The following is a 25,931-nucleotide window of genomic DNA, read 5'->3' as shown; positions in this document are numbered from 1 at the left end:
ATCAGAATAACAATGGATTTCAAATACATAATAATCCGGGCGTCGTCCGCCCTGTTGCTGCTGTCGGGCCCCCTCTTCACGGCCTGCGACGACGACGATCCCGATGCGTTCATCACGGTTTCCAAACAGGAGATCGAAGTGGAATACAACGGTTTGACGGCCAACGGCGAAACGGTCAATTTCGACCTCGGGTCGAACCATGCGTGGCAGGCGACCTACGTCGAGGAGTGGATACATCCGACCCACACGGAGGGAGACCGCGGCCGTACGCGCATCTTCCTTGCGATCGACGAAAACGACACGGGCAAAGACCGCGAAGGCTATGTCATATTCGAGGGCGGCGGTTCGCGGCGAACGGTCGCTGTCACCCAGAAACTCAAAATCGACGCCCTGATGGTCTCCCCGGGCAAACTCACCGTCGTCAGATCCGGCCTGCTGGAAACGGGCGAGAAAGCCTCGGTCTATATCTCCGCGAACAGCGACTGGACGATCGAGCCCTCCGGGGACAGCGGTTGGATCACTCCCTCGAAAACCTCGGGCAAAGCCGGCGAAGAGGACGTAGAGCTGACGATCGCCCAGAATACGACCGGCGCCGTGCGTACCGGCACATTCGTCGTGGTCGCCGGTTCGAAGCGTGCGACCGTCACCGTGACCCAGAACCTCGAGGGGCTGAAAGTTTCCGCAACGTCGTTCAGGGTCAATAAGTTCGGCTTTGCCGACGAGGAGCGCACGCCGCTGACGTTCACGGTTACTGCCGCCGAGGCATGGACCTCGACCGCCGACGGCTGGCTGACGCTCAGCCCGGCTTCGGGCGATGCGGGCGAAACCGAGGTGACGCTCACGGTCGGAGAGAACGGTACGGGGGCTCTCCGCAGCGGAGAAGTGAAGATCGTCACTGCGCAGACCGGACTCGAAGAGACCGTAAGTGTCAGCCAGAACGCCAAGGACAATCTGTTCGAGGACGACGGCCAGCAGGTCGGGCATGTCTATTATAACGAGCCGTTCGACTGGGCCATTCCGTTTGGTATGGACGACCAGGTGGGGCTCAATGGCACCAAATGGACGCGTCTCAGCGTACAGAAGAACGATGAGATTAAGGCGGCTTGGGCGAAATGCGGTCTCACCGACTTCAATCCGGATGCGAATTGTCTTTTCATCGCTTCCGATTATCTTCATATGGGAGGTAAAAATATTCAGACGGGCGTCATTCTTCCTGCAATCGGAGTTAAGGCCGGCCAGAGTACCGATGTCGAGCTGTCGATGGAAACCTGTGCCAATATCGGCGGTTCGGGAACTCCGGACGGTGTTACCGTCACGGTCGAAATCACTGCCGGTCCCGGTACCGTGAACGGTGATTCGGAGAAGTTGTGCGAGCCGATGACACCGGCTCCGAGTTGGGGATGGACTCCGATGAGCGTGAAGCTTTACGGCATTACGGCCGACACCCGGATTGTTATCCGTTCGACCCAGCAGGGACAAAACGGCTACTTCCGCTGGTTCCTCGACGACATCAAAATGACGAAGATCGCAGCCGAATAGTCCTGCGGTGTCAAATCAATGAAAAACAAGAAGACAGATATGAAAAACAGATTTGCAGATACGGGAAAATCCTATGCAGGGTATTTTCTGCGTTTCGTGTTCTGCCTGGTGCTGACGGCGGCCGCGTCGCTGGCGCAGGCTCAGAACCGCAACCAGGTGAGCGGCAAGGTGACCGATAAGGCCGGAGAACCGCTCATCGGCGCCACGGTCGTGGTGGTCGGCACGACGACAGGTGCGACGACGGGGGCCGACGGTCGTTTCACGATCGGGGTTCCTGCCGGAGGCGAACTGAAAATCTCCTACATCGGCTATGTGGAGCAGACCGTCAAGGTCAGCGCGCAGTCGGTGCTCGACATCGTTCTGGAGGAAGACAGCCAGATGCTGAAAGATGTCGTCGTGATCGGCTACGGCACGATGGAGAAGAAGTCGGTGACTTCGTCCATCTCCTCGATCAAGGGCGACGATCTGGTGGCCGGCATGGGCGGCTCGACCATCGCCACGGCGCTTCAGGGCAAGATTCCCGGCCTGACCATTTCGGGCAGCGCCAGCCCCAACAGCAGCAACGACTTCCAGCTGCGCGGCGTGGCTTCGGTCAACGCCAGCAAAGGTCCGCTCGTGATCATCGACGGCATCCCCGGCGGCGACATGCGCGCGCTCAATCAGGAGGACATCGAGTCGGTAGACGTGCTCAAAGACGCCTCGGCAGGCGCCATCTACGGCACGCGCGCCGCCGGCGGTGTGATCCTCGTCACGACCAAACAGGCCCGGCAGGGCCGCGTAACGGCGCGTTATACGGGCGAATTCTCGGTCGAGGCCATCCGCAAGACCCCCGACCTGCTCTCATCAAGCGAGTACGTCGAGTACGGACTCGGCGAGGACTACGGTCACGACACCGACTGGTACAAGGAGCTTACCAACGAGCTTCCGTTTTCGCAGCGCCATTCGGTGAGCATTTCGGGCGGATCGAACGTGGCGCAGGTCTACACCTCCTTCATGGCGCAGAACCAGAAAGGCATCGTCATCGGCGACAACCGCAAGGACTACTCGGGCCGCGTCAACGCCAAGTTCAACCTTTTCGACGGAGTGGTCGAGATCCGCACCAACGCCCAGTTCCGCGAGGCCGAGCGCGACAACCGCAACTCGTCGGGCATCTTCAAGATGGCTTTCGGGCTCAACCCGACCATTCCGCTCCGCGACCCCGCCAATCCGTCGAACTACAACGTCGTCGGCAACGGCATCTCGGGAACGAGCTTCAACCCCGTGGCCGACATCATGCTGCGCACGAACAACGGCAAGGACCAGTGGCTGCTGGCCGATGCGACCGTGAAAATCAACCTGATGAAAGGTCTTTCGTTGCAGGGTACCGTGGGTATCGACAAACGCCAGTATCAGCAGTACACCTACGTTTCGCACGACCACAAGGAGTCGATCGACAACAGCCGCCGCGGCGGAGCGTCGCACAAGTTCAGCAAGGACAACCGGGTCTCGATCGAAGCCTATGCCAACTACCACAAGGTTTTCCGCGAGGACCATACGCTCGACGCGGTTGCCGGTTATAGTTTCTGGCAGGCCGGCGGCGAAGATTTCAACATGGCGAACTACGACTTCCCGGTCGATGGGGTCGGTCCGTGGGATATGGGCGTGGGTTCGTACCTCTCGGAAGGGCGTGCCACGATGGACTCGGGCAAGGACCCGCGCGAACGGCTGCTCTCGCTGTTCGGCCGCGCCAACTATTCGTACAGGGACCGCTACATGGTGAGCGCGAGCTTCCGCCGCGAGGGTTCCTCGAAATTCGGCGCGAACAACCGCTGGGGTAACTTCTGGGCCCTCTCCGGAGGCTGGCGCATCTCGAACGAGACGTTCCTGCGCGACGTGAGGTGGGTCAACGACCTCAAAGTCCGCCTGGGCTACGGCGTCACGGGCAACAACGGCTTCGGAAACGGTTACACGACCCGCATGTACAAGGCCAACGACATGTGGCCGACCAACGGCATCTGGCAGCCCGGCTACGGTTCGGTCCGCAACGTCAACCCCGACCTCAAATGGGAGGAGAAATCGGAGCTGAATTTCGGTCTGGACTTCTCGCTGTTCGACGACCGGCTGTGGGGCAAGTTCGACATCTACCACCGCAAGGTCGATGACATGCTCTACGAAGTCAACGCCCCGATGCCCCCGATGGTGCACGATACGGTGATGAAGAACATCGGCAGTCTGGAAAACAAGGGCTGGGAATTCGAATTGGGCGGCGACATCGTCCGCAGCAAGAATTTCCGCTATACGTCCAGCCTGCGCCTGTCGCATAACAAGAGCAAAATCAAGCGTCTGGGCGACGACGGCTACTTCCTCGACCAGGTGACCTTCCCCTCGCCGGGCAACCCGGGCACGGCCGTGCGCCTGCAAAACGACGTCGAGATCGGCCAGTTCTTCGTCTACAAGTATGCCGGACTCGACGAGGACGGCAAATGGATGATCTACGACAAGAACAACGAGATCGTGCCTGCCGTGGACGGCACCAAGTCGAATCTCGTCGCCGAAAACAAGCACTTCGTGGGCAACGCCATTCCGAAAGTGATCCTTTCGTGGGACCACACGTTCCGCTACAAGAACTGGGACCTGTCGGTCTTCCTGCGCAGCTGGCTCGATTACGACGTGTTCAGCCAGGTCAACATGTACTACGGACTGGCCAACGATTCGCAGCTCAACGTCCTCAAGTCGGCCTATACGCGCAACCGCAACATCAAGGACGAAAAGATCCTCTGCGACTACTGGATCGACGACGCCTCCTTCCTCAAAATCGACGCCATCAACCTCGGCTACACGCTCGACCTGAAAAGGTGGACGCGCTACATCCAGTCGGCCAAGATCTACTTGACGATCCGCGACGTGGCCGTATTCACCGATTACAACGGCATCAACCCCGAGGTAGACATCAACGGCCTGAACCCCGGTTTCGAGTATGTGAACAACACGGCGTCGATGTATCCGCAGACGACCCGTTTCACGCTCGGCGTGCAATTAACGTTCTAAACAAAATCAGAGATGAATATGAAATTCAAACATATAGCAGCCGTATTGGCCGGAGCGGCCGCACTCTCCGCGCCTTCCTGCGATCTCAACGAGAAGTTCTATTCGGAGGTGACCCCCGACACGTTCTTCACCTCGCCCGAGAGCACCTATGCCGTGCTGTGCCGCCCCTTCACCCATTGGAAGTGGTACATCGGCGCCGACCGCTGGTACCTCCAGGAACTGACGACCGACGAAATGACCTGTCCCAAACGCGGCGCGGACTGGTACAACGGCGGAGAGTACTACCGCCTGCACTACCACACCTGGTCGCCCGACGACCGTTTCGTCGTGAACACCTACGACGGCACGACGGGCGGCATTTCGCGGGCTCTGGAGGCCAAAGCCGATCTGGAAAGCGTCGATTACAACGCCATCGGGCTCAGCGACGCCGTCAAGGCCGACCACATCAACCAGCTGAACGCCATCACGGCCTACTTCTACATGAAAGGTCTCGACTATTTCGGAGGGATGCCGATTTACCATTCGGTGAACGACGGTCTGCGCCCCCGCAATACGGCGCTCGAAACCTACCGGCACGTCGAAACGCTGCTCAAAAACGCCATTCCCGCCCTGGCGAAGAAATCCTCGCTCGGAGCCCCGGAGGACGGCTACATCAAGCAGGCTGCCGCGGCGGCGATGCTGGCCCAGCTCTATTTCAACGCCGAAGCGTACATCGGCGAGGAACACTTCGACGAATGCGCGCAGATCTGCCGCGACATCATCGGCGGCCTTTACGGCGTCTACGAACTGGACGACACGTGGTACGGCCCCCACACGTTCGACAACGACTCTTCGCACGAGGCGATCTGGAACGTTCCGTCGGAGAACTCGAAGGTCGAGTGGAGCTGGTATTTCAAGTATTTCTACCACAATTCGTCCTATGTCTATTTCGACATCGAAACCGCCGGTTACAACGGCTTCATCCTGACGCCTTCGCTCAACCCGCAGGGGAGCTACTACACCCAGTGGAAGCTGGGCAGCCCCTACCGCAAGTTCAACGACAAGGACCTGCGCAAGAAGCCCTACCGCTATCTCGGCAACAAGCGATACGAGGGCATGTTCCTCGTCGGCAAGCAGGTCAACTTCGACGATCCGACCAAAGTGTGCCTGGGACAGAAAGAGTACAGCGGCAAAGTCATCGACATGGTGGATCAGGTGGCCCGCTTCTCGGAGGTGGGCAGCAAATACGGCTCGGTGGCCGAACTGACTTCGACGATGGCCGACGGCGAGGAGAATTCGGGCATCCGTCTGGTGAAATCCCCGCAGCCCAACCTTGCGGACAAGCAGCTGCGCTGGAATCCCGACTGTCCGGTCATCCGCCTGTCGGAGATCTATTACATGCTGGCCGAATGCGAACTGCGCGCCGGGCACAAGAAAGAGGCCGCCGAACTGATCAATCAGGTGCGTGCGCGCAACTTCGAGAACCGCAACGACCCCGATCCCGTGACCGCGGACAATCTCGACGAATACCGCATGCTCGACGAATGGATGATCGAGTTCCTCGGAGAGGGACGCCGCCGCACCGATCTGATCCGCTGGGGCGCGTTCACCTCCGAGTCGTGGTGGGACCACACCCCCTCGAATGACAAGAACATGAACCGCTTCCCGATTCCCAACTCGGCCATATCGGCCAACAACCTGATCAAGCAGAATCCGGGGTACGGAGGTACGGCCGAAGAGTAGAACGCCGCTTTTCCCCGGATGCCCGAGGGTGTCCGGGGAGAAATCCGGCCTTTTCATAAACCAAACAAAAAAACCGAACAATGATCAAACACCTGTTCAAATACCTGCTGATAGTCCTGCTCGCCGGAGGGTTCACGGCCTGCTCCGAAGACGAAGGCGCCCAAATACTCGGCGGCCTTTACGAAAAGGTTGACATCGCCCCCGAACCCGGCATGAACCTCGTGGGCCGCGTGACCGACGGCAAGAATCCGATCGAAGGCGCGGTTGTGAGCGACGGCTTCACCGTAACGACCACCGATGCGCAGGGGGTCTACCAGATGCGCGTGAAGAAGAGCACTCCGTTCGTGTTCGTCTCGGTGCCCGCCGACTGCGAGATCCCGGTGGAGAACGGCATGCCGAAGATCTATAAGAAGATCGCCTTGGGCGACAACGACGTTGTGCAGCGCAGTTTCACGCTCGAACGCACCGGCAAAAAGGAGCGGTTCACCCTGCTGGCGCTGGCCGACGTGCAGATCGGCCGCGACGACGAGGTCGTGATGCTCGAAAAAGAGGTGCTGCCCCTGCTGGTGCCCTACGTACAGCAGCTGGACAAACCGGTCTACGGCATTTCGCTGGGCGACCTGGTGTGGGACAACATGCCTTTCCACAGCGTCTACAAGGAGCAGATCCGGAAGATCGGCGTACCCGTCTTCCAGGTGATCGGCAACCACGACCACGACAAGGCCATCGGCATGGACACGGAGGCCGACCACAGTTTCCGTGCGGCGTTCGGCCCCACCTATTATTCGTACAACATCGGCGACTGCCACTTCGTCGTGCTCGACGACGTGCTCTACACCGGCTCTTCCAACTACACCGCCGAAATCACCGAGGCGCAGATGGCATGGCTGGAACAGGACCTGAAACACGTGCCCAAAGACAAACTCATCATCATAGGAGTGCATATCGCCACCTCGCGCCGCAACCGCCCCACGAGCCACATCGCCAACTACCGGGAGCTCTACGCCCTGCTCGACGGATACAATGTCCGCATCCTTTCGGGACACTCGCACAACAACTACACCACGACGATCTCCGAAACCATCGAGGAGAACACGCTCGGCGCCGTGATGGGCGCCTACTGGAACGGCGAGGAGCTGTGCAACGACGGCAGCCCCCGGGGCTATGCGGTCTACGAGATCGAGGGCAACCGGATCGCAAACTGGTATTATAAGGGTACGGCCTATCCCAAGGAGTACCAGATGTACCTCTACGGTCCCGGGCAGGCGGTGTCCGAGCAATACCGCGACGGGCTGATCTTCAACATCTTCAACTGGCACTCCACCTGGACGGTCGAGGTCCGGGAGGACGATGCCGCCTGGACGACCCTGCCCTCCGGATCGAACCTGAAATACGAGATGGACCGCCGGGCCTACGACTTCATGTACGGCGACACCAAACCCGAGCACCGCCCGACGGCCGAACCGGAGACGAACAACGACCACATGTTCTATTACGAACCGTCGTCCGCGACGTGGAGCGAAGTCACGGTAAAGGCGTCCGACCCCTACGGAAACGTCTATACCGAGAGTATCCGGAACGAATAGAACCCATTACGAAGAATCGAATCCCCTCTCCGCATCGTCGGAATGAACGGTGCGGAGAATTTTTCAACTGTTTTTCAATCCATGAAAAAATTTTTCCCGACACTTCTGCTCTTGCTGAGCTGCGGACTTTCGGCCGTCGCACAGCCATCAGGGAATCCGCTCGTCTTCGGCGAGAACCGCCTGACGCTCATCACGCCGACGCTCTTCCGGCTGGAATTCGCCCGCGACGGCAAATTCATCGACGATCCCACGATCTTCGCCTACGACCGTTCGAACCTGCTTCCCACGGACCGGTTCGAGGTGCGGGCGCTGGGCGGCGACCGCTACGAGATCACGACCGAGGCCCTGCGTATCGTCTACGAGCACGACGGCTTCCCGTTCGGACTGCACAACTTCGCGGCCTACTACAAGCTCAACGGCAAGGAAAAGAAGTTCACCAACCGCTGCATCTTCCGCAACAACCTCGGCGGTCCGGTCGAAACCCTCGACCGCGTCACCGGTGAAATCCCCATGCAGGACGGGTTGCTGAGCCGCGACGGCTGGTACGTGATCGACGACGAACGCTCCGACCTGCTGGTCGATGGATGGCTCCGCCCGCGCGACACCCGCAGCCATGTGCAGGACCAGTACTGCTTCGTCTACGGCAACGACTACAAGGCCGCGCTGGCCGACCTGGGAGCCATCGGCGGACGGGTTCCGATGACCCGCAAATACATCCACGGCGTCTGGTACTGCCGCTACTGGGACTACACCTCCGAGGAGTTCCTCTCGATCATCGACGGCTACGAGCAGAACGACTTCCCGCTCGACAACCTCGTCTTCGACATGGGCTGGCACACCTACACGGCCCGAACCGGCACCGGTCATGCCGGCAGCCGCAGTTGGACGGGCTATACCTGGGAGCGCGAACGCATTCCCGATCCCGAAGCGCTGATCGCCGAGGTGCACCGCCGCGGCGTGACCGTGTCGCTCAACGACCATCCGCACGACGGCATCCGTCCCCACGAGGAGATGTACGGCGCCTTTATGAAGGATATGGGGGCCGATCCGGCCAAACCGCTCCTTTTCGACCTGGGCGACCGCAAATACATGGAGACCTTCTTCAAACACGCCCATCACACCACCGAGGATATGGGCGTCGATTTCTGGTGGCTCGACTGGCAGCAGAACTACCTCTATCCCGAGGTGCGGGGATACCGTTCCACCTCGTTGCAGTGGATCAACGAACTTTACTACCGCGAAACGGAGCGGAAAGGACTGCGCGGCGCGGGTTACAGCCGTTGGGCCGGGTGGGGCGACCACCGCCATCCCATCCAGTTCTCGGGCGACGCGCAGGCCAACTGGGAGATGCTGGCTTTCGAGGTCAAGCTCACGGCCGCCAGCGGCAATGCGGGCTGCTACTACTGGGCGCACGACATCGGCGGATTCCGCGGCGACCCCAATCCCGAACTTACCGTGCGCTGGACGCAGTTCGGAGCCTTGTCGGCCGCCCTGCGCGTGCACTCGACCAAGGATGCGCGGCTCGACCGCCGTCCGTGGATCAGCGGCGAACGCGAAACCGCCGCCATGCGCCGCATGTACCACATGCGCTCGGAGCTGATGCCCTACGTTTACAGCAGCGTCTGGCAGACCCATTCGACGATGGTGCCGCTGAACCGCCCGATGTATATCGAATACGGCGGCGACGAACGCGCGTACTGCAACGAGCAGGAGTTCCTTTTCGGGGACCTGCTGCTCGCCGCTCCCATCGCCTCGCCCGGCACGGGCCCCGACAAGGTCGCTTCGCAGCGGGTGTGGTTCCCCGGAGAGGATGTCTGGTACGACTTCTTCACCCACGAACGCTTCGACGGCGGCCGGGAGTGCGAAATATCCAAGCCGCTCGAAGAGTTTCCGCTCTACGTCCGGGGAGGCTGGGTGCTGCCCATGCAGCCCTATACGCCGCGGCCGGCCTCGACGCCGCTCACGACGCTCGTCATGCGCGTCTACCCCTCGGCCGGCGATGCCGACAACACCTATACGCTCTACGAGGACGACGGAGTGACCCGCGATTACGAACAGGGCGCGTATGCGACCACGCAGCTCAATTACCGCCGGACGGGGCGGGTGACGACCGTAACGGTACGTCCCACCGCAGGCTCTTACGAAGGTCAGGTCGTCAAACGCGCCTACCGGCTTCAGCTCCCCGCCGCCGGGAAGATCGAAAGAGCGAAGGTCGGCGGCCGCAGCGTGAAGCCTGTGTTCGATGAAAAGCTGAAATGCCATGTGATAGAGGTCCCCGCGGCTGACATCCGCCGGGAGGTGAAGATCGAAATCATCGGTTGATCCGGCCGCCGAAGACCGGAACGTGCGACGAATCTCCGCCGGAAAACGGTGCGGGATTCGTCTTTTTTTGTAAATTTGTATATTTGAACAAGCGTCCCGATGAAAAAGTTGATCATGTTCTCCCCCCCCTCGTTTTTGTGATCTGTATGGTTCTGCTTTGTGCCTGTCATGAGAGTGATAACGAACAGATACTCGACCAGTTGGATCAGGTCATCGAAAGTAAGGGCCTCTATGCGGTACGTTTCGAACGGCGAGTAGACTCGCTGCGGAGGGAACTATGCACCGCGTCCGACGACACGATGCGGTGGAGGACGGCCAATCGGCTGTTCGATTCCTATATCACTTACAACATCGACACGGCGGCCCGTTACGTCGCCCTGATGTACGACCTTGCCGAACACACGGGCCGCCGGGACATGAAGTTTCTGTCCACCACCTGCGACATATCCGTCCTGATCGGCCGCAACAACATCGAAGACGCTTACGACCGGATTCGGTCGCTCGATACCGCAGGCATCACCAAGCGGATGCGTGCGAACTACTACACTCAGCAGATGGTCGTCTACGGGCGTCTCGCCTCGCAGAACACCTCCGAATCCCGCAGCAGGGCCTATGCCGACACACTCGCCCGGATACGGCGCGTGCGCATCGGCTTCGACGGACACTCGTACGTCACACGCCAGCGGCTGCGGGCCATCGACCTGCTGTCGCAGCAGCGTTGCGACGAGGCGCTCGATGTGCTGCTGCCGCTTTACAACCCCCGGCAGAGTTCGCGGACACTGGCCCGCGTGGCGTACAACATAGCCAACGTATACGAAACCCTCGGCGACCGCGAGCAGCGCAAATACTGGCTCGCCCGCGCCGCGGTGAACGACCTGCGAACCCCCGTCCGGGAGTACCTCTCCCTGTACGAACTGGCGCTGATGATGTTCGAGGAGAAGGACATGGAGCGTGCGGCCCGCTACATTCAGTGCACGGTCGCCGATATGCTTTCGTGCAACTACAACACGCGCATCTTCCATTCGAGCCAGGCCGAGATGATCATCAATCAGGCCGTGGTTTACAGCATCAACTCCCGCAGCCGCATCCTGACGGTCATGGTCAGCGTTTTCCTGCTTCTGCTGGTGATCATAGCCCTGCTGTGTTCCACACGCAGCGCCAGCACCGGCGGCTGAGGCGCAACACCTCCCTGATTTACGAAGTCAACAGGCGGCTTCACGAACGCAACGAACAGTTCCGGATCGTGAACGACCATCTGCGCGATGCCAACAAGATCAAAGACAGTTATGTGTTCCGCTACATGCAGCTCGCCACGCATTACATCGGCCGGGTCGACGAATACCGGATGGAATTGCGAAAAACCGCCAAAACCGACGGTACGGAGGCCCTGATGCGCAAACTGCGGTCGCCTTCGGATGTGGACCGCAATTACCGCGACTTCTACCGCATCTTCGACGAAACGTTCCTCGGCATCTTCCCCGACTTCGTAGAGCGGGTCAACGAGTTGCTCGAAGAGCCGGCGCGTTTTCCGGTGCGTTCGGACGGGGCTCTTTCGACCGAACTGCGCATCCTGGCCGTCATGCGGCTGGGGATCACCGACAGCGGTTGCATCGCCAGTTTTCTGAACTGCGCTTCGGCAACGGTTTATACCTATCGCACCAAACTCCGCAATTCGGCGCTCGGCTCGCGCAGCGATTTCGAAAACCGGGTTCGGCGCATCGGCCTCTGACCGGATTTCTTACGGATCGCCCATTTGCGGCGGGGATTCTTTCATAGTGGCTGTTTCATACGGGTTGTCAGATCTGGACCGGTTTTGACAACCGGCTATCAGTGTGCCGTTTACGCGGGGATCGGGTTCTCCGTGTCATGAAAACGGCTTCTTTATACGCGATTCGGGCCCTGCGCCGGGAAACCCGCGCGCGGGGAACGGAATTTGAAACGATGGTCGGGACAGCAAACCAAAAAAATTAAACAACCATGAACGTCAAAAAATTACGTTACTTTGCGTTCGCACTCATTGCAGTTGCGTTCTGCGCGTGTCAGAAGGAGCCTTCGACATCGGACCTTCACCGGGATTATCTGGTCTACACCGCCCACGATACCGGCACCGACTTCGCCGCGATCGACACCTACTACATTCCCGACAGTATCCTGATCATCGGGAACAGCGACAAAACCGAATACTGGAAAGACGCCGACGCCATGGCGATCATCGGCACGGTGGTCGGCAAACTCGACGATGCGGGCTACACGCGCACCGAGGACAAAGACGCCGCCAGCGTGGGCATCCAGCTCAGCTACGTCCGCAAAGTGACCTACTTCGTAGGCTACGACTATCCCTACTGGTGGTGGTACTATCCCTACTACTGGGCTCCCGGCTACTGGGGCGACTGGGTGGGATGGCACTATCCTTACAGCGTTTACTACGGGTACACGGCCGGTTCGCTGCTGATGGAAATGCTGGACCTCCAGGCCGACCAGGAGAGCGGCAAGAAACTGCCTATCGTATGGGACAGCTTCATCGGCGGCCTGCTGACCTCCGACGCCGACCTCAACCAGCAGCGCACGATCGCCGCCGTCGAGCAGGCATTCGAACAGTCTCCTTACCTGGCCAAATAGTTTAACAGCAAAAAATCGTCCGATTATGAAAACATCGAAATACCTCAAAACCATCGCTTTCTGCGCCTTGATGCTCGCTGCGGCCATGCCGGGCAAAGCGCAGGTATTCCCCAACACCTACATCAACATCGACTGGCAGGTAGGCGTGCCTCTGGGCGCCGGTTTCGCCGACAAGGCCTCGGGCTGGGGCATGAACTTCGAAGGCGGATACTTCGTCACGCCGGCCATCACCGTCGGTCCGTTCATCTCCTACCAGACCAACCTCCAGAGCATTTCGCGCCAGACGCTCGATCTGGGCAACGGATCGGCGCTGACGACCAACCAGAAACACGCGCTGTTCCAGCTGCCGTTCGGTGTCACGGGACGATACAACTGGCTTACCGACAGCGTATTCCAGCCATATGCGGGTCTGAAGCTGGGCGCCAACTACGCCGAAATGTCATCGTACTACTACATCATCAAGCAGTACACCGACACCTGGGGATTCTACCTCTCGCCCGAAATCGGCGTGTCGATATTCCCGAGGCCCGACTACCGGCTGGGGTTCCACGTAGCGCTCTATTACAGCTACTCGACCAACAGCGGCGACGTGCTGACTTACTCGATGGACAACATCAACAATTTCGGCATCCGCGTCGGTATCTCCTTCTGACGCCCGTTGGGTGACGCCTCACCGGAACGCCGGACCCGTTGCAGGGTTCGGCGTTTTCATGCGTCCGGATTTGACGGTTCCGGTTTAAAAACCTATCTTGCAGGACCGAAAACTATTTCGCCCTGGCGGCCGCCCGCATCCCCGCCTTTTCTACATCGGCCAGAAGCGGCAGCGCCTTCCCATGACACGAAAGACCCGATTTCGCAGGAAATCGGGTCTTTTTTTCGGCTTCGGAAGAGGGTCATTCCCGCGAAAGGGCATCAATGCGCGCCAGCTCGTCGTCGGAGAAGGAGGCGTTTTCCAACGCCCGCAGGTTGTCTTCGATCTGCGCCGCGGAGCTGGCCCCGACGATTACCGACGTAACGCGTTTATCGCGCAGAAGCCATGCCAGCGCCATTTCGGCCAGCGTTTGGCCGCGCTGCTGGGCGATGTCGTTCAGGGCGCGGAGCCGTTCCAGCATCGCGTCGGTCAGCACCTCGCGCTGCAACGAACGACCCGCCGCCATGCGCGAATCCTGCGGAATGCCGTCGAGGTAACGACCCGTCAGCAGTCCCTGCGCCAGCGGCGAAAAGGCGACGAAGCCCGAACCCGACGCGGCGGAAAGCGACAGCACGCCCGAAGTTTCGGGCTGGCGGCTGAAGATATTGTACCGGTCCTGAAAAAGCAGGCACGGAACGTCGCGTTCGGCGAGGTAGCGGAAGGCGAAACGCGCCGCTTCGAGCGGGTAGCGCGACAATCCGACGTAGAGCGCCTTGCCCCGGCGGACGATGTCGACCAATGCCTGGAGGGTCTCCTCAAGGGGCGTCTCGGGGTCGTGGCGGTGGGAATAGAAGATGTCGACGTAATCGAGTTTCATGCGGCGCAGGCTCTGGTCGAGGCTCGCCGTGAGGTATTTGCGCGATCCCCAGTTGCCGTAGGGTCCCGGCCACATGTCGTAACCCGCTTTGGTCGCGATGAACATTTCGTCGCGGTAGGGGCGGAACGAGCGTTCCATCAGACGGCCGAAATTCTCCTCGGCCGTGCCGTACGCCGGCCCGTAGTTGTTCGCAAGGTCGAAATGGGTGATTCCGCGGTCGAAGGCGTAATGGGCCATCCGCTGCACGTTGGAGAAGGCCTGCCCGCTGCCGAAATTGTGCCACATACCCAGCGAAAAGGCCGGCAGCAGCACGCCGCTGCGCCCGGCGCGCCGGTAGATCATACCGTCGTCGTAACGGTCGGGCGAAGGTTGATAGGGTGATTCAATCATGGCTGTAAACAGTTATTCCCGAAAGCCTCCCTTTTCAAAGGGAGGTTCAGAGGTTTTGTCGAAATGGAGGCGCAAGGCGCATCGGTTGTGACTTTTCCACAATCAATGCGCTTCCAGCCAGTTGCCGCCCACGCCGGCGTCGGCGATCAGCCGGACCTTGAGCTGCGCGGCGGACTCCATGCACTCGGTGACGATCGCCGTGACACGCTCCTGCTCCGAGCGGAGCATGTCGACCACCAGTTCGTCGTGCACTTGCAGGATCACCCGCGAGCGGATGCCTTCGGCGGCGAAACGCCGGTGAACGTTGATCATGGCGATCTTCATAATGTCGGCCGCAGAACCCTGAATCGGGGCGTTCACGGCGTTGCGCTCGGCAAGGCCGCGGGCGATGGCGTTGTGCGACGCGATGTCGTTGAGGTAGCGGCGGCGGCCGAAAATCGTCGAGACGAAACCCTCCTCCTTGGCCTTCTCGACCACGTTGTCCATATACTTCTTGACCCCGGGGTAGGAGGCGAAATAGCCGTCGATGATCTCCTTGGCCTCCTTGCGCGGAATTTCGAGCCGCTGGCTCAACCCGAAGGCCGAAATGCCGTAGATGATGCCGAAATTGGCCGTCTTGGCCCGGCGGCGTTCTTCGGAGGTCACCTCGTCGAGCGTTTTGTTGAAGAGCTTGGCGGCCGTGGCGGCATGGATGTCCTCGCCGTGCTCGAAGGCCGCGATCAACGACTCGTCGCCCGAAAGGTGGGCCATCAGTCGCAGTTCGACCTGGCTGTAATCGGCCGAAAGCAGCAGGTGATCGTCGTCCGAGGGGATGAACGCCTTGCGGATGCGGCGGCCCATGTCGTCGCGGACGGGGATGTTCTGCAAATTGGGATTCGTCGACGAAAGGCGTCCCGTGGCCGTCACGGCCTGGTTGAACGAGGTGTGGATGCGCCCCGTCGAGCGGTTGACCAGCTGGGGCAGCGCCTCGACATAGGTCGAAAGCAGTTTCTTCACGCCCCGGTATTCGAGGATCAGATCGACGATCCGGTGTTTGCGGGCGAACGACTGGAGGTAGTCCTCGTCGGTGCAGAACTGCTTGGTCTTGGTCATCTTGGGCTTCTCGGCAATGCGCATTTTCCCGAAAAGCACCTCGCCCAGCTGGCGCGCCGAGTTGATGTTCAGGTTCGGTTCGCCCGCCTCGGTGCGGATCGCCGCCTCCAGTTCCGCGAGTTTGCGGTTCAACTCGACGGCATAGACCGCCAGCGCTTCGGAGTCGATCCTCACGCCCGCCATCTCGATGTCGGCCAGCACGGCGATCATCGGCTCCTCGATCTCGAAATAGAGGTGCTGGAGGCCGATCTGCTCGATCATGGGGTAGAGCGCCTGCTTGAGTTGCAGCGTCACATCGGCATCCTCGGCGGCGTACTCCTTGACGCGTTCGACGTTCACAAGGTCCATCGTCAGCTGCTTCGAGCCTTTGCCGATGAGCGTTTCGATCTCGATGGGCTTGTAATTGAGGTATTTCTCCGCAAGGGCGTTCATGTTGTGGCGCGACTCGGGATCGAGCAGGTAGTGGAGGATCATCGTGTCGTACATGCGGCCCCGGATCGTGATGCCCAGCCGGCGCAGCACCATCAGGTCGAACTTGATGTTCTGCCCGATCTTGGCGATCTTCTCATCCTCGAACAGCGGCCGCACGATCTCCGCATACTCGGGCGTATCCTTCTCCAGGAAAGGCACGTACCACGCTTTGAACGGTTCCACGGCGAGCGACAGCCCGACGATGCGGTCGTTGAAGATGTCGAAACCCGTGGTCTCGGTGTCGAAACAGAATTCGGGGTATCTGCCGACCGCGGCGACCACCTCGCGCAGTTGCGCGGCGCTCTCCACGAGCGTGTATTCGTGGGGCGTCGTCTGGGCCGTCCGGAACTGCATCGCCTCGGCTTCGGCCTGAAGTTCGGCCACGGGAACCTCCTGCGCCGCAGGAAGCGGCACGACGGGGTCGCCGAACAGATTGCCCTGTCCCGCCAGCGCGGCCTTCTTCGCCGCGGCCGACTTGGCGCGGGCCATCTCCGCCAGCTGGGTCTGCGCCTCCTGACGCGGACCTTCGGGAAGCGGCTCGGCGGGTGCGAGGTTCGTCAGATCGTTCATAAAAGCCTTGAAATCCAATTCGGCGAAGATCCCGCGCAGCTGGTCGATATGCGGGTCGCAAACCGTGAGGTCCTCCTCGCGGAAGGGGATCGGCACGTCGAGGCAGATGGTCGTCAGGCGCTTGGCCAGCCGCAGGTTGTCGGCCCACCCGGCGATCTTCTCGCCCTGCTTTCCGGGAATTTTGCCGACATTCTCCAGAATGTTTTCCACCGTTCCCCACTCCCGGACCAGTTTGCAGGCGATCTTCTCGCCGATGCCCGGGACGCCGGGAATATTGTCCGAGGCATCGCCCCACAGCGCAAGGATGTCGCGCACCAGCTGCGGGTCGTCGATGCCGTACTTCTCGCGGATGGCCTCGCGGTCGACGATCTCGATGCTGCCCTCGGCGCCCCGCTGTTTGTAGATGCGGCAGTTGTCGCGCACCAGCTGGCCGTAATCCTTGTCGGGCGTCACCATATAGACGTCGTAACCGGCTTCGACACCCTTCTGCGAAAGGGTTCCGATCACGTCGTCGGCCTCGTAACCCGCCACTTCGAGAATCGGAATGCACATCACGTCGAGCACCCGTTTCACGTAGGGTATCGAAAGCAGGATGTCCTCGGGGGTTTCGGAACGGTTGGCCTTGTATTCCGGAAAGATGTCGCGGCGGAAGCTGCCGCCCTTGGGATCGAACGCCACGCCCAACAGATCGGGCCTTTCGCGTTTCTGGATGTCGCGCAGGAACTTCACGAAGCCGAACACCACGGAGGTGTTCATCCCCTCGCGGTTACGCATCGGATGGCCCAAAAAGGCATAGTAATACTTGAAAATCAACGCATAGGCGTCGACCAGAAAGAGTTTTTTCATATCAGATAAGTTGCGTCAATTAGAGTCACCTTTTCCCCGCTGCGGCCATTTTCACAAACCCGCCGCATCCGGAATCCCTGCTTGTCTTCTTACATATTGTCCTCGGCGAACCACTCGGCGAACGATGTCGCCGTCTCGTGCAGGCGCAGCGAGTGGAGCGCGACGCCTTCGGGAAGGCGCGCGGCGATGCGGGCGGCGAAATCGCCGAGCATGTTCTCGCACGTCGGCTGGTAGCCCACCGTAACCACATTGCCGAAGCGTTCGGCGAGCACGCGGAAAAATTCCTCCCCGGATTCCGAGGCGCGCAGCACCAGCGCATGGTCGAAATGCGAGACGATCTCCTCGCTGACGATCCGTTTCAGTACGCCGAAATCCAGCACCATGCCGCATTTCGGGTTGGACGCATCTTCGGCCGGAGTACCCTTAACCGTTACAAACAGACGGTAGGAGTGCCCGTGAATCTCGCGGCACGGACCGTCGTATCCGTCGAGCGCATGAGCCGCCTCGAACGAAAATTCTTTAGTCAATCTGATAACTGCCATATTGCAAAGATAATGTAAAGCGCAAAATATTCACCCCGATCGGACGTTTCTCTTTAAAATTAGTTATATTTGCCCAACTATGAAGCAGATTCTCGCCGATATTACTCCTATGGGCAGCAACAATTTATTCGTGACCCACTACTGGCCCGACAAGCAGACCGATCCTCCGCTCCATTACCACGAAGATTACATGCTCTGCCTGACGCTCCACGTGCGCGGCCAGCGCATCATGGACGACGCGGTCGAAGATTTCACCGAAAAGGACCTCGTGCTCATCAATCCCGGAACCCCGCACCGTTTCAAGCGCGACGCGGCGTATGCCGACGCCAAGTGCGAAACCGCCACGGTCATGTTCAGCCGCGAGATGCCCGACTGGAAGTTCCTCTCGCTCGAACACATGCGTCCCATCCGCGAAATGCTGCTCCGCCCTGCGGCCGGACTGCGATTCGCCCCGAAAACGATCGACACCGTGCTCGAACGGATGATATCGCTGCCCAAACTCGACGGCTTCGAAGCCGTCTCGCTCTTTTTCAGCATCCTCAACGACCTTGCCACAGCGCCGCCCGACGAGGTGCAGCAGATCGGTTCGCGTCACGACGGTTCCTACCAGGACGACCGGGTGCGCCGAATCGTCCGGTTCGTGGAGGAGAGCTATTCCCGCAAACTCTCGCTGGAGGAGATCGGCCGTTCGGTGGACATGTCCCCGTCGTCGGTGTGCCGCTACTTCAAACGCCGCACGCACCAGAACCTGTGGGAATACATCAACAGCTTCCGCATCAACCGGGCCGCGCAGCTCATCGTCGAGACGCAGCTCCCCATTTCGGAAATAGGCCCCCGCTGCGGATTCACCAACGTCTCGAATTTCAACCATCTGTTCCGCGCCCACCTCGGAACCACGCCCAGCGACTACCGCAGCCGGTTCAAAACCTCGCCGCTCACGCCGGATACGACGAACTGAAAAGAGGCGCCCCCTTCATCCGGAGACGCCTCTTTTTCACGATACGTGCGGATCAACGCACTTCGACCTTCCAGGGCGAGTACATCAGGACGCCCTGCTGGTTCAGGGCCTCGCGCACGGTGTTGTACTCTTTCATCATCAGTCCCAGTTCCGAACGGGCGAAAGCTTCGCGGACGCTCACGTTCAGCGAAGCGATGATCGCAGCGAAACCCGTCGGCTCCTCCTTCACTTCGACGACCCGGTAGCCGTCGCCCAGTTCCGCCTTGTCTACGGCCAGCGCAATGGCCGTTTTCAATCCGCCGTAGGTGTCGATCAGGCCGACTTCCAGCGCATCCTTACCCAACCAGACACGGCCGCCGGCGATGTCGAGCACCTTCCCGATCGGAAGATTGCGCCCCTCGGCCACATGGTTGGTGAAGGTGGTGTAAACCCGGTCGACACCGCGCATGATCATCGCCCGCTGCAAGGGCGTCAGCGGCGACGTGGCCGCGAAATCGGCCGAAGCGTTGCTCTTCACGCCGTCGACGGTGATGCCCAGTTTGTTTTTCAGGGCGTCGCGCGTATCGAGGAACATGCCGAACACGCCAATCGAACCCGTGAGGGTCATCTTGTCGGCCACGATCGCATCGGCAGGGCAGGAGATGTAATAACCGCCGCTGGCTGCATAGGAGCCCATCGACACGATGACGGGTTTCTCGGCACGCAGCAGTTCGATCTCGCGCCAGATGACGTCCGATGCCAGCGCGCTTCCGCCGGGGGAGTTGACGCGCAGCACGACGGCCTTCACCTTCTCGTTGTCGCGCACGCCGGCGATCTTCGCAGCCAGCGTATTGCCGTAAATCTCCTTGCCGTACCCCTCGCCGTCGACGATCTGACCGTCGGCATAGACGACGGCCACCTGGTCGGCGGAGATGTTTTTCAGGTCGGCGCCCACCTGCGCGGCGTAGTCGCCCAGCGTGACGAAGTCGTAATCGTCGGAAACGCCCAGTTCGGCAAAGACATCCTCCATCTGGTCCTCGTAGATCAGACTGTCGACAAGCCCTTTTTCAAGCGCCTCGTCGGGAAGCGCCACCTCCAGTCTGTCGGCCATTTCGTTCAGCGTCTTCAGTTCGATGCCGCGCGCCTCGGCGACGCTTTCGGCGATGACGCCCCACATCGAGCTGACGAGCTGCTGCATCTGTTCGCGGTTGGCGTCGGACATCTTGTCATAGATATAAGGTTCGACGGCGCTCTTGTATTTGCAGGCCGTGGGGCGGAACACTTCGGCCTTGAGGTCGAGTTTGTCCAGCAGCCCCTTGTAGAACATCAGGTTCATCGACAGTCCGGCCCACTCCATCATGCCCTCGGGCTGCATGTAGATCTTGTCGGCGACCGAAGCCAGGTAATAGCCGCCCTGCGAATAGGTTTCGTTGTAGGCGACGATGAATTTGCCGCTCTGCTTGAACTCCACGAGCGCCTCGCGCAGCTCCTCCAGGATCGCCGAACCGGTTACGCCCCCCGTGCCGTTCATCCGCAGGTAGATGCCCTTGATGCGGTCGTCGTCACGCGCGGCTTCGAGGGCGCGGAGCGCCTTCAGGAGCGGAAGCTGCCGCTGGGTCTGGAGCGTCATCAGGTCGAGACCCGCCAGCGGATCGGACGACGGGGCGTCGGTCAGCACCTCCGAGAAGTCGATCTTCAGGATCGACTCGGGATGCACCGCCACACTTTTCTCCATCGAGCCGGCAATGCCCAGCAAAATGAAAATCCAAAGGAAAAACACCAGGAACGTCCCCACGACGACCGCGAGAAGCCCTGCCAGAAAAGTCTTGATAAAATTCATAGTTCGCTCTATTTTATTGTTGTCTTCTTCCGTATGTTGTCGCAAATATAGCGATTTTATACGAAAAACAAATAAAATTTATCGTTTTTCGATAAAATAATTAGACATACTATATATATTCTCCAAAATATACGTTATCTTTGGTGGCGTAACGACACTTTTATCTGCCGGAGCGTTTTACCGAACCCCATGCGATTCGGTTTTAAGCCCGTTCCGCTTTTTCATATTTTTGCCGAAAAGAAACTGAATACGACAATGGAAGAAAAAATCAAACGCCTGCTCGCATCGGTCGTCCACCCGGAAACCGGACAGGACATCGTTTCGAGCGGATTTATCGAACATACGGCGTCCGCCGAAGGCAAAGTCACCGTCGTGCTGCGCTTCGCCAAGGCCCGCGACCCGTTCGCCGTGAAGATCAAGAACCAGGCCGAATCGCTTTTGCGCGAGGCGTTTCCGGGCGCGGAGGTGCTCGTCGTGATCAAGGAGGGCGGGGCGGCTCCGCGTCCCGAACCCAAATTGAAGACCACCACAGGCGGCATCGCCAGGGTAATCGCCGTCGCCTCGGGCAAGGGTGGGGTAGGCAAGTCCACCGTCACGGCCAACCTGGCCATCGCCCTGCGGAACATGGGTTTCCGCGTCGGCGTCCTCGATGCGGACATCTACGGACCGTCGCAGCCCAAAATGTTCGGCGTGGAAGGGTACATGCCCGAAGCCGTCGCCGAGGACGGGGTGGACCACATCGTCCCGGCCGAATCAATGGACGTAAAGCTCATGTCGATCGGCTTCTTCATCAAACCCACCGACGCGCTGCTGTGGCGCGGCGCAATGGCTGTCAGCGCCCTCAAACAGATGATTCACCAGACCCGGTGGGGGACGCTGGACTTCCTGCTCACGGACCTCCCTCCCGGCACGGGCGACGTGCATCTGTCGATCATTGGCGAACTGAAAATCGACGCCGCGGTGATTGTCTCGACGCCGCAGCAGATCGCCGTGGCCGACGTCGTGCGCGGCGTGGAGATGTTCCGCAACGAAAACGTCAACATCCCCGTGGCGGGCATCGTCGAGAACATGGCGTGGTTCACGCCCGCCGAACTGCCCGAAAACCGCTACTACATCTTCGGCCGCGGCGGGGCACGCGCATACGCCGAAAAAAACGGGGTGGAGTTCCTGGGAGAAATACCTATCATCCAGTCGATTATGGACGGAGCAGACGCAGGGACGCCGGCAGCGGGAATTGATTCCCGCGTCGAGGAACACTACCGCGGGATCGCCGAAAAGATTGTCGGCAAAGTGATGAAAAACGGTTGACAACTTGTCGAAAACCGCGTTGATAACCGATGAAAAAGAATGAAAAGTCGAAGCTGAAAAATTTGCTTTTCGAAAAAGAGAACGGGTATAAAAATCTTTTCGCCGAAACCAAAAATAGTTTTAAGAAGTTGTCATACCCGGAAAAGGGATGAAACCGGAAGAGAATGCTTAAAACAAAAGGCTGTCGATATGTCGACAAACTGTTTCAACAATTGTCGATTGTTTTTATATTCTTTTGATTTTGAATCAATTAAAATTTGAAATAAGAAACAATGAAAATAAAAAGTGTTGATTGGAAAATAACACTTCCACTTGTCAACAGTATCAACAGCTATTATATCTATTCTTCTTTTTATTATTTAAATTAATTAAAGGAATAAAAATAAAAAATGAACGTGGAAAACTCCTCCGAGCTCAGCCGCCGCATCGGGGATCTCAAGCGCGAGAAAAACGCCGTGATCCTGGCGCACTACTATACGACGCCCGAGGTGCAGGCCGTCGCCGATTTTCTGGGCGACTCGCTCGCCCTCTCCGTCCGGGCGCAGTCGGTCGACGCCGACATCATCCTCTTCGCCGGAGTGCACTTCATGGCCGAGACCGCCAAGGTCCTCTGCCCCGAAAAGAAGGTGCTGATCCCCTGTCCCGAGGCGGGGTGCTCGCTGGCCGAGTCGTGCGACGCCGGGGAATTCGCGGCTTTCAAGGCCGCGCATCCCGGTCACACGGTCGTCTCCTATGTGAACACCACGGTCGGCGTGAAGGCGCTGACCGACATCTGTTGCACGTCGTCCAACGCGCTGAAGGTCGTGGAGTCGATTCCCGCCGACCAGCCCGTGATTTTCGCTCCCGACCGCAATCTGGGTTCCTATATCCAGAAGCTCACCGGGCGTCGGAACATGGTGCTGTGGGACGGAGCGTGCCACGTCCACGAGGAGTTTTCGCTCGAAAAACTGCTGACGCTCAAACGGGAGCATCCGGCGGCGAAGGTCGTCGTGCACCCCGAGTGCCGGGCCTATATCGTCGAAGTGGCCGACTATGTGGGTTCCACGGCGGGGATACTCGAATATTGCGGCCGGAGCGACGCGCAGGAGTTCATCGTGGTGACCGAGGCGGGAATCCTCGCCGAGATGAAGAGGCGTTATCCGGAAAAAGAGTTCATCCCGGCGCCTCCCGACGACGAGACGTGCGGATGCAACGACTGCAAGTATATGAAGATGGTGACGCTGGAGAACATCTGCGCGTGCCTTGAGAACGAATCGCCCGAGATCGTGCTCGACGACGAGGTGCGCCGGGCGGCGGAGCGGTCCATTCTGAATATGATCAATGTCAAATAATCTGAAGCGATTACATACGATTAATCTTTAATGCACTTTATGAAGAAAATCTTTTTACTGCTCGCCGCAGCGTGCGTCACGCTCTCGGCGGCGGCGGACGAGGGCATGTGGATGCTGCCCTATCTCCAGAAAATGAACAGCAAGGACATGAAGGCCCGCGGATGCAAACTCTCGGCCGAGGAGATTTACAGCATGAACAACTCTTCGCTCAAGGACGCCATCGTCATTTTCGGCGGCGGATGCACGGGTGAGATCGTTTCGCCCGACGGACTGCTGTTCACCAATCACCACTGCGGTTACGGGTCGATCCAGTCGCTTTCGTCCGTGGAGCACGACTACCTCAAAAACGGTTTCTGGGCCATGTCGCGCGCCGAAGAGCTGCCGGCTCCGGGACTCAAGGTGCGCTTTATCCGCCGGATCGTCGATGTGACGCCGGACGTGCTGGGCGCCGTGCCCGACATCGCCGGCGGCGGGGAGCGGGAAGAGCTGGTCGCCGGACAGGTGAAGGCCGTTTCGGAACGCCTCGCCGGGGAGAACCCCGGTATGGATGTCGAGATCAAGTCCTTTTTCGGGGGCAACCAGTATTTCGCCTTCGTGATCGAGGTCTTCAGGGACGTCCGCCTGGTCGGTGCGCCTCCCACGTCGATCGGCAAGTTCGGCGGCGACACCGACAATTGGATGTGGCCGCGTCATACGGGCGATTTCTCGGTCTTTCGCGTCTATGCCGGACCGGACAACAGGCCGGCGGATTATTCGCCCGAAAACCGCCCTTACAAGGCTGAAAAGTTCCTGAAGATTTCGCTCGGCGGTTACGACGAGGGGGATTTCGCGATGATCATGGGTTTCCCGGGGTCGACGCAGCGTTACATGACCTCCTACGAGATCGACCGTCTGCTCGAAGTGGAAAACCCGCAGCGCATCTTCATCCGCGGCGAGCGGCAGGCCATTCTGAAGGAGGACATGGCCGCCAGCGCCAAGGTCCGCATTCAGTACGCTTCGAAGTACGCCCAGTCGTCGAACTACTGGAAGAACTCGATCGGCAAGTCGCGCGGTATCCGCCGGCTCGACGTGAAGGGCCGCAAGCAGGAGCAGGAGGCGGCTTTCACCGCCTGGGCGGCGAAGAACACGCTGCCTACGGAAGGTTATTCGAACGCTCTGAACCTGATCCGCGAATCGGTGGAGGAGACGGCCCCCTATTTCGCTTCGAGCCAGTACTTGAGCGAGGCGATAGGCCGTTCGGTGGAGATTCTCGCACCGGCGCGCCTGGCCGTTTCGAAGAAGGGCGGGGAGCTGACCGAGGCGCTGAAAGCGTTCTACAAGGACTACAACATGCCGACCGACCGGCGCGTGGCGAAGCGGATGTTCCGGATCGTCGGGGAGAACTGCAAGGAGCTGCCTTCGGTGTTCGCCGAGGTGATCGGCAAGCGGTTCGGCGGCGATACGGACGCCTATGTGGATTATCTCTACGACAATTCGGTGTTCGCCGACGAGCGGAAGGCGCTGGCTGCGGCCGCCGCCGGAACGGACGTTTCGAACGATCCCGCCGTGCTGCTGAACAAATCCTATACGGCGAAAATGCGGGAACTGGCGGCGGCGCAGCTGGCCGGGAAGCGGAAATTCGCCGACGGACAGCGGCTCTACATTGCGGGGCTGATGCGCATGCAGCCGAACAAGGCCTGGGCTTCGGACGCCAATTTCACACTCCGTCTGACCTATGGGCGCGTGCTGCCCTACGATCCGGCAGACGGCATTCACTATAACTACTATACGACGCTCAAGGGCGTGATGGAGAAGGAGAATCCGCAGAATCCAACGGAGTTCACCGTTCCCGCCCGCCTCAAGGAGTTGTATGCGGCGAAGGATTTCGGCCGTTACGCCAACGAACGGGGAGAGCTTCCCGTGGCGTTCCTGGCCGACTGCGACATCACGGGCGGCAACTCCGGTTCCCCGGTGCTGAATGCCAAAGGGACGCTGTTGGGACTGGCATTCGACGGTAACTGGGAGGCCATGTCGGGCGATGTGGCGTTCGAACCCGAATTGCAGCGGACGATTGCCGTGGACGTGCGTTACGTGCTGTTTGTTATCGACAAATTCGCCGGAGCCGGATGGCTGCTCGACGAATTGCAGTTCGAATAAAGGCCGGATTTTCCGGTGAGATCGAGAAGGCGTGCCCGGCGGGTGCGCCTTCTTTTCTTTAAACCTTTCACAAAATATGTGCTTTTCGTTCCCGATTCTCTTAAAAATTAGTAATTTTGACAGAAATTAGTAATACTGTATCTAT

15 protein-coding genes and 1 pseudogene are annotated in these 25,931 nt (G+C 59.5%); 12 read left to right on the top strand and 4 right to left on the bottom strand.

Translation table 11 applies throughout. The features are described from left to right. The first annotated feature begins 12 nt into the window (after nucleotides 1–12). The 8 genes and pseudogenes from BHV64_RS10560 (at nucleotide 13) to BHV64_RS10525 (ending at nucleotide 13,467) form a co-directional block, all read left to right on the top strand. On the top strand, nucleotides 13–1,539 hold the full coding sequence (locus BHV64_RS10560; protein ID WP_022062176.1) for a BACON domain-containing protein: 1,527 nt from the start codon (nucleotides 13–15) through the stop codon (nucleotides 1,537–1,539). Nucleotides 1,540–1,578: 39 nt separating this feature from the next. Continuing rightward, nucleotides 1,579–4,566, top strand: coding sequence for a SusC/RagA family TonB-linked outer membrane protein (locus BHV64_RS10555; protein WP_022062175.1), 2,988 nt, complete (start codon nucleotides 1,579–1,581; stop codon nucleotides 4,564–4,566). A gap of 18 nt (nucleotides 4,567–4,584) precedes the next feature. Further along, nucleotides 4,585–6,288 carry a RagB/SusD family nutrient uptake outer membrane protein gene (locus BHV64_RS10550; RefSeq protein ID WP_149886870.1) on the top strand — a complete coding sequence of 568 codons (1,704 nt, stop codon included), beginning with the start codon at nucleotides 4,585–4,587 and terminating at the stop codon, nucleotides 6,286–6,288. 80 nt (nucleotides 6,289–6,368) lie between these two features. Beyond that, on the top strand, nucleotides 6,369–7,874 hold the full coding sequence (locus tag BHV64_RS10545) for a calcineurin-like phosphoesterase C-terminal domain-containing protein (protein WP_022062173.1): 1,506 nt from the start codon (nucleotides 6,369–6,371) through the stop codon (nucleotides 7,872–7,874). Between the two features lie 81 nt (nucleotides 7,875–7,955). Next, nucleotides 7,956–10,196 (top strand): glycoside hydrolase family 31 protein, encoded by a 2,241-nt coding sequence (locus BHV64_RS10540; protein WP_288115880.1) that lies wholly within the window; start codon nucleotides 7,956–7,958, stop codon nucleotides 10,194–10,196. Between the two features lie 146 nt (nucleotides 10,197–10,342). Next, nucleotides 10,343–11,925 (top strand): annotated as a pseudogene (locus BHV64_RS13295) (DUF6377 domain-containing protein). A 248-nt stretch (nucleotides 11,926–12,173) separates the two neighbouring features. Beyond that, nucleotides 12,174–12,815: a DUF4136 domain-containing protein gene (locus BHV64_RS10530; protein WP_022062169.1), complete on the top strand. Its 642-nt coding sequence runs from the start codon at nucleotides 12,174–12,176 to the stop codon at nucleotides 12,813–12,815. A gap of 25 nt (nucleotides 12,816–12,840) precedes the next feature. Next, nucleotides 12,841–13,467, top strand: coding sequence for an outer membrane beta-barrel protein (locus BHV64_RS10525; RefSeq protein ID WP_015546907.1), 627 nt, complete (start codon nucleotides 12,841–12,843; stop codon nucleotides 13,465–13,467). A gap of 241 nt (nucleotides 13,468–13,708) precedes the next feature. Here BHV64_RS10525 and BHV64_RS10520 read toward each other — a convergent pair whose 3' ends face one another. The 3 genes from BHV64_RS10520 to BHV64_RS10510 all read right to left on the bottom strand — a co-directional run bounded on the left by BHV64_RS10520 (nucleotide 13,709) and on the right by BHV64_RS10510 (nucleotide 18,219). Then, nucleotides 13,709–14,713: an aldo/keto reductase gene (locus BHV64_RS10520; RefSeq protein WP_288115879.1), complete on the bottom strand. Its 1,005-nt coding sequence runs from the start codon at nucleotides 14,711–14,713 to the stop codon at nucleotides 13,709–13,711. Between the two features lie 102 nt (nucleotides 14,714–14,815). Then, complete coding sequence (gene polA, locus BHV64_RS10515; protein ID WP_288115877.1) at nucleotides 14,816–17,692, bottom strand: DNA polymerase I; 2,877 nt, start codon at nucleotides 17,690–17,692, stop codon at nucleotides 14,816–14,818. 89 nt (nucleotides 17,693–17,781) lie between these two features. Then, complete coding sequence (locus BHV64_RS10510) at nucleotides 17,782–18,219, bottom strand: 6-pyruvoyl trahydropterin synthase family protein (RefSeq protein WP_118406381.1); 438 nt, start codon at nucleotides 18,217–18,219, stop codon at nucleotides 17,782–17,784. 94 nt (nucleotides 18,220–18,313) lie between these two features. On the opposite strand from BHV64_RS10510, the gene BHV64_RS10505 reads away from it, so the two are divergent. Beyond that, nucleotides 18,314–19,192 carry an AraC family transcriptional regulator gene (locus BHV64_RS10505; protein WP_022062165.1) on the top strand — a complete coding sequence of 293 codons (879 nt, stop codon included), beginning with the start codon at nucleotides 18,314–18,316 and terminating at the stop codon, nucleotides 19,190–19,192. Nucleotides 19,193–19,244: 52 nt separating this feature from the next. On the opposite strand, the gene sppA is transcribed toward BHV64_RS10505, so the two are convergent. Further along, a complete protein-coding gene (gene sppA, locus BHV64_RS10500) occupies nucleotides 19,245–21,011 on the bottom strand; it encodes a signal peptide peptidase SppA (protein ID WP_015546903.1) in 1,767 nt (588 codons plus the stop codon). A gap of 255 nt (nucleotides 21,012–21,266) precedes the next feature. On the opposite strand from sppA, the gene BHV64_RS10495 reads away from it, so the two are divergent. From BHV64_RS10495 to BHV64_RS10485, 3 genes are all read left to right on the top strand, one after another. After that, nucleotides 21,267–22,319, top strand: coding sequence for an Mrp/NBP35 family ATP-binding protein (locus tag BHV64_RS10495; RefSeq protein ID WP_217726938.1), 1,053 nt, complete (start codon nucleotides 21,267–21,269; stop codon nucleotides 22,317–22,319). Nucleotides 22,320–22,708: 389 nt separating this feature from the next. After that, entirely contained in the window at nucleotides 22,709–23,650 is a 942-nt protein-coding gene (gene nadA / locus BHV64_RS10490) for a quinolinate synthase NadA (protein WP_217726937.1), read from the top strand. A gap of 39 nt (nucleotides 23,651–23,689) precedes the next feature. Further along, nucleotides 23,690–25,786: a S46 family peptidase gene (locus BHV64_RS10485; protein WP_195579245.1), complete on the top strand. Its 2,097-nt coding sequence runs from the start codon at nucleotides 23,690–23,692 to the stop codon at nucleotides 25,784–25,786. The last annotated feature ends 145 nt before the right edge of the window (nucleotides 25,787–25,931 follow it).

This window comes from Alistipes sp. 56_sp_Nov_56_25, from assembly GCF_001915285.1.
GTDB lineage: Bacteria > Bacteroidota > Bacteroidia > Bacteroidales > Rikenellaceae > Alistipes > Alistipes shahii.
Note: the sequence above shows the minus strand (reverse complement) of the source record. Positions and strands in the feature narration are given on the sequence as shown.

Coding starts and splice junctions, on each gene's coding strand:
- BHV64_RS10560 (WP_022062176.1), top strand. CDS start 13: ATGGATTTCAAATACATAATAATCCGGGCGTCGTCCGCCCTGTTGCTG.
- BHV64_RS10555 (WP_022062175.1), top strand. CDS start 1,579: ATGAAAAACAGATTTGCAGATACGGGAAAATCCTATGCAGGGTATTTT.
- BHV64_RS10550 (WP_149886870.1), top strand. CDS start 4,585: ATGAAATTCAAACATATAGCAGCCGTATTGGCCGGAGCGGCCGCACTC.
- BHV64_RS10545 (WP_022062173.1), top strand. CDS start 6,369: ATGATCAAACACCTGTTCAAATACCTGCTGATAGTCCTGCTCGCCGGA.
- BHV64_RS10540 (WP_288115880.1), top strand. CDS start 7,956: ATGAAAAAATTTTTCCCGACACTTCTGCTCTTGCTGAGCTGCGGACTT.
- BHV64_RS10530 (WP_022062169.1), top strand. CDS start 12,174: ATGAACGTCAAAAAATTACGTTACTTTGCGTTCGCACTCATTGCAGTT.
- BHV64_RS10525 (WP_015546907.1), top strand. CDS start 12,841: ATGAAAACATCGAAATACCTCAAAACCATCGCTTTCTGCGCCTTGATG.
- BHV64_RS10520 (WP_288115879.1), bottom strand. CDS start 14,713: ATGATTGAATCACCCTATCAACCTTCGCCCGACCGTTACGACGACGGT.
- polA (WP_288115877.1), bottom strand. CDS start 17,692: ATGAAAAAACTCTTTCTGGTCGACGCCTATGCGTTGATTTTCAAGTAT.
- BHV64_RS10505 (WP_022062165.1), top strand. CDS start 18,314: ATGAAGCAGATTCTCGCCGATATTACTCCTATGGGCAGCAACAATTTA.
- sppA (WP_015546903.1), bottom strand. CDS start 21,011: ATGAATTTTATCAAGACTTTTCTGGCAGGGCTTCTCGCGGTCGTCGTG.
- BHV64_RS10495 (WP_217726938.1), top strand. CDS start 21,267: ATGGAAGAAAAAATCAAACGCCTGCTCGCATCGGTCGTCCACCCGGAA.
- nadA (WP_217726937.1), top strand. CDS start 22,709: ATGAACGTGGAAAACTCCTCCGAGCTCAGCCGCCGCATCGGGGATCTC.
- BHV64_RS10485 (WP_195579245.1), top strand. CDS start 23,690: ATGAAGAAAATCTTTTTACTGCTCGCCGCAGCGTGCGTCACGCTCTCG.